This window comes from uncultured Aureimonas sp. (assembly GCF_913775355.1).
Lineage (GTDB): Bacteria > Pseudomonadota > Alphaproteobacteria > Rhizobiales > Rhizobiaceae > Aureimonas.
On the sequence record NZ_CAJYIU010000083.1, the window covers coordinates 1 to 5,067 of the forward strand.

The window sequence follows — 5,067 nt, forward strand, 5'->3', positions numbered from 1 at the left end:
GACATGGCGAGGAGGATCTGACGGCCGAGACCGGAGGGGAGCTTCATGGCTTCAGGCCGTCAGCCGGTAGCCGACGCCGCGCACCCCGGCCAGCAACCCTTCGGCGCCGGCCTGCTCGAGCTTCTTGCGCAGCTTGCTGAGATGACTGTCCACGGTACGGTCGAGCGCGTCCGCCCCCGGCAGACAGGCGTCGACCAGTTCGCCCCGGGCGAAGACCTTCGTCGGGCTGCGCGCCATGTGGGCGAGTATGCGGAACTCGGTCAGCGTCAGCGCGAGCGGCTTATCGCCGAGGCTCGCCTGGTAGGCATCGACATCGACCGACAGGTCGCCGACGCGCAGCACTCCCGCCGCGCTGGCAAGGCCCGAGCGGCGCAGCACGGCCTTGGTCCGCGCCACGACCTCGATCGGGTTGAACGGCTTCACCACATAGTCGTCGGCGCCGATGCGTAGGCCCTGCAACCGGTCGATGTCCTGGTCGAGCGCGGTGATCATGATCGCGGGCGTCTGGCCGCGGCGGCGCAGCTCGGCCAGCACCTCCCATCCGTCGAGCCGCGGCATGGTGATGTCGAGGAGCACGAGATCGGGCTTCAACGCGAGATGGAGGTCGAGCGTGGTGCGGCCGTCGCGCGCCTGCACGGTTCGGAACCCCTCGCGTGTCAGGTAGGCGTCGAGGATCGCTGCGATCTCGGCGTCGTCCTCGGCGATCAGGACCAGGGCTGTCATGGCGGCGGTTCTCCTTGGCGTCGATGGATGCCATCGGCCGGGGCGGACGTCGAGCGCCCCGCGACCGTCTCCACACAACCGCAACACGGGCTCCACAAGGGCTCGACGGATGGGGAGGATGGAAGTGTCGTCGCACCGCCGCGACGTGCCCGATGCTCCGGACCTCTAGTGATGCCAGCCCTGCGACGCCCTTCGATCCCCACCGCCCTCGCCGCCACCGCGCTGCTGCTCGGCGCCTGCACGGAGGGCGAGAGCGGCCCGGCGGGGGCCGAAGGGCCCGCCGATCCGCCGCCGCGCGTCGCGGTGATGCGCGTCGAGCCGCGCCGCGTGGTCGTCACCGACGAGTTGCCCGGCCGCGTCTCGGCACTGCGCACCGCCGAGATCCGCCCACAGGTCTCCGGCATCATCCAAAAGGTCCTCTTCACCGAAGGGTCGGAGGTGACGGCCGACCAGCCGCTCTTCCAGATCGATCCCGCCTCGCTCGCGGCCGATGTCGAGGCGGCAGAGGCGGTGCTGGCCCGCGCCCAAGCCGACCTCCTCAACGCCGGGCTCAAGCACGACCGCATCCAAGCGCTGTCCGAGGCGCGGACGGCGAGTGCCGCCGCGCTCGGCGACGCGACGGCCGCGCAGGCGCAAGGGAGGGCGAACGTCGCCGAGGCGACGGCCACCCTGACGCGCCGCAAGCTGGAGCTCGCGCACGCGACCGTGCGAAGTCCCATTCCCGGGCGCATCGGCCAAGCGATCACCACCGAAGGGGGGCTTGCCTCGGCCGGCGGCACGGCGGCGCTCGCCGTCGTCCAGCAGCTCGATCGCGTCTATCTCGATGTCCGCCAACCCTCGATCCGTCGCGAGGCGCTGGAGGACATGGTCGCGAGCGGTCGCAGCGAGCAGGTCGGCACGCTCGCCGTCGACATCGCGACGATCGCTGGCAAGCTCTACGAGTTCCCCGGCAAGGTCCTGTTCTCCGACACGACGGTGGATCCCGGAACGGGCAGCCTCTCCCTCAGGCTCGAGGTGCCCAATCCCTATCGCCAGCTCCTGCCCGGCATGTACCTGCGCGCCCGGGTACCGAGCGCCGTCTATCCTGCCGCCCTGACCGTGCCGCAGCAGGCCATCACGCGCGATGCGTCCGGCAAGCCGCAACTGACCGTCCTCTCACCCGACAACACGGCCACGACCCGCGCGGTCGAACTGGGGCCGCTGGTCGAACGCCAATACGTGATCCTGTCGGGCCTGTCCGCCGGGGAGAGCGTCTTGGTCGAGGGGCAGGACCGCGCCGAGCGCGGCCGCCCCCTTTTGCCCGTCCCGTACCAGCCCGCCCCGTCCCCGACCGAAGGCTGAAGAGGCCACCATGCCGCAATTCTTCATTGACCGGCCGGTCTTCGCCTGGGTCGTCGCGATCTTCATCACGCTGGCGGGCCTTGCCGCGATTCCGCAGCTTCCCGTCTCGCGCTTTCCCGCAATCGCGCCGCCGAGCGTCAGCATCAATGCCAGCTACACGGGCGCCGGCCCGCAAACGGTCGCCGACAGCGTGGTCGCACCGATCGAGCGGGAGCTCTCGGCGGTCAAGAACCTCCTCTACTTCGAGTCCTCCGCCGACGCGATGGGCAATGCCAGCATCACCGCGACCTTTAAGAGCGGCACGGACCCCGAACTCGCGCAGATCGACGTCCAGAACCGCCTGAAGGCCGTCGAACCGCGCCTGCCGGAGCCCGTCCGCCGCGCCGGCCTCGCCGTCGAATCCGCCTCGTCCGGCTTCCTGATGATCGTGACGCTGCGCTCCGAGGGAGGCAAGGTCGCGACGCTGGCGCTCGACGACTATCTGGCGCGCAGCCTGTCGCCGGAACTGAAGCGGGTGGCGGGCGTCGGCCGTGTCCAGTCCTTCGGCTCGGAAGCGGCGATGCGGGTCTGGGTCGATCCGGCGCGGCTCGTGTCTTACTCGGTCTCGATGGCCGAGATCGTCCAGGCGATCCAGACGCAGAACGTCCAAGTGGCGCCGGGGCGGCTCGGCGAGGCGCCGACCATTCCCGGCCAAGCGGTCAGTGTGCCCCTCACCCTCAGCGGCCAGTTGGAGACGCCGGAAGCCTTCCGGGCGATCGTCCTGCGCTCCAACCCGGACGGCTCGAAGCTGACGCTCGGCGACGTGGCCGATGTGGCGGTCGGCCCCCAGACCATGGGCTTCTCGATCTTCGACGACGGCAAGCCCGCGACCGCCGCCGCGATCCAGCTCGCGCCCGGCGCCAACGCCGTCGCCACCTCGGAAGGGGTGCGTGCCCGCCTTGCCGAGCTTGCGCCCTCGATGCCCGAGGGCATCTCCTATGCCGTCTCCTACGACACCGCCCCCTTCGTGAAGCTCTCGATCGCCAAGGTCGTCCATACGCTCCTCGAGGCGATGGTGCTGGTCTTCCTGATCATGCTCCTGTTCCTCCAGAACGTGCGCTACACGCTAATCCCGACGATCGTCGCGCCCATCGCGCTCCTCGGCACCTTCGCGGTGATGTGGATGATCGGCTACTCCGTCAACGTGCTCACCATGTTCGGAATGGTGCTGGCCATCGGCATCATCGTCGACGACGCGATCGTGGTGGTGGAGAATGTCGAGCGGCTGATGGCGACCGAGGGCCTGTCTCCGCGCGAGGCGACGCGCCGCGCCATGCGCGAGATCACCGGCGCCGTCGTCGGCATCACGCTCGTCCTCGTGGCGGTGTTCCTGCCGATGGGCTTCGCCACCGGCTCCGTCGGCGCGATCTACCGCAAGTTCACCGTGTCTCTCGCCGTATCGATCCTGTTCTCGGCCTTTCTCGCCCTCAGCCTGACGCCCGCACTTTGCGCCACGATCCTGAAGCCCGTCGCCGCCCATCATGAACGCCGGGGCTTCTTCGGCGGGTTCAACCGCGGCTTCGACGCGCTGACGGCGCGCTATGTCGGGTGGGTCGGCTGGCTGGTGAAGCGCGCCCTGCGCGTCATGCTGGTCTACGGCGCGATCGTCGCGGCACTGGCCTATGGCTTTGCCACCTTGCCCACGGCCTTCGTACCGGACGAGGACCAGGGCACATTCATGACCTCTTTCAGCCTCCCGGCGGACGCCACGGCGGAGCGCACGCAGAAGCTCGTGGAACGCTACGACGCCCATGTCATGGCGCGGCCCGACATCGCGGGGAACCTGTCGATCATGGGCTTCGGTTTCACCGGCTCGGGCCCCAACGCCGCCATGTCCTTCACGAGCCTCAAGGACTTCGACAAGCGCACGGGCAGCACCGACGCGGAGGTCGCGGCCGCGACGGAGGCGATGCGCCAAGCGACCGAGGGCGAGGTTCTCGTCATGAAGCCGCCCGCAATCGAGGAGCTCGGCACCACGGGGGGCTTCGCGCTGCGGCTCGTCGACCGTGCGGGCCGCGACGCGGCGGCGCTGCGGGCGGCGTCCGAGACGCTGGTGGCGCAGGCCGACAAGAACCCGAAGCTCCGCGACGTGCGCGTCGATGGCCTTCCCGGCGGCCCGACCGTGCAGCTCGACGTCGACCGCGAGAAGGCCGGGGCGCTGGGCCTGTCCTTCTCCGCGATCACCGACGCGCTCGGCGCGGCCATGGGCTCGACCTATGTCAACGACTTTCCGCGCGCGGGCCGCCTTCAGCAGGTGATCGTCCAGGCGCGGGCGCAGGACCGGATGCAGGTCGACGACGTCCTCAAGCTCAACGTGCGCAACGACAAGGGCGGGATGGTCCCCCTCTACGAGGTCGTGACGCCCCGGTGGTCGGTCGCACCGCTCCAGCTCAACCGAACCAACGGCTATCCCTCGCTCAGCATCTCCGGGGACGCCGCGCCCGGCGTATCGAGCGGAACGGCGATGAGCGAGATGGAGCGGCTTGCCGCCGAACTGCCCGGAGGGTTCGGCGTGGAATGGGTCGGCCAGTCGCTTCAGGAGCGGCAGTCGGGTTCCCAGGCGCCGATCCTCCTCGGCATCTCCTTCGTGGTTGTGTTCCTGGTGCTCGCCGCCCTCTACGAAAGCTGGGCCATTCCGCTGGCCGTCATGCTGGTCGTGCCGCTCGGGCTCGTTGGTGCCGTCGTGGCCGTCCATCTCCGGGGACTGGAAAACGACGTGTTCTTCAAGGTCGGGCTGATCACCCTGATAGGCCTGTCCGCCAAGAATGCGGTGCTCATCGTCGAGTTCGCCCGCCAGCTCCGCAGCGAGGGCCAGGGGCTCGTCGAGGCCGCGATGGAGGCAGCGCGGCTGCGCCTGCGCCCGATCGTGATGACCTCGCTCGCCTTCGCGCTCGGTATCGTGCCGCTCGTGGTCGCCCGAGGTCCGAGTTCGGAAACGCAGAACGCGCTCGGCACAGGTCTCTT

The 5,067-nt window shown here is 69.6% G+C and carries 3 protein-coding genes; 2 read left to right on the plus strand and 1 reads right to left on the minus strand.

The annotated features are described in order from the left end of the window. Positions 1-51: 51 nt before the first annotated feature. Entirely contained in the window at positions 52-723 is a 672-nt protein-coding gene (locus tag QZ753_RS05925) for a response regulator (protein WP_294641848.1), read from the minus strand. Positions 724-894: 171 nt separating this feature from the next. On the opposite strand from QZ753_RS05925, the gene QZ753_RS05930 reads away from it, so the two are divergent. Beyond that, entirely contained in the window at positions 895-2,064 is a 1,170-nt protein-coding gene (locus QZ753_RS05930; RefSeq protein WP_294641851.1) for an efflux RND transporter periplasmic adaptor subunit, read from the plus strand. Positions 2,065-2,074: 10 nt separating this feature from the next. Beyond that, on the plus strand, positions 2,075-5,067 hold a 2,993-nt coding region (locus QZ753_RS05935), incomplete at its 3' end, for a multidrug efflux RND transporter permease subunit (protein ID WP_294641853.1).

Excerpts from the sequence above, each read along its gene's own strand:
- QZ753_RS05925 (WP_294641848.1), bottom strand. The coding sequence starts at position 723 with ATGACAGCCCTGGTCCTGATCGCCGAGGACGACGCCGAGATCGCAGCG.
- QZ753_RS05930 (WP_294641851.1), top strand. The coding sequence starts at position 895 with ATGCCAGCCCTGCGACGCCCTTCGATCCCCACCGCCCTCGCCGCCACC.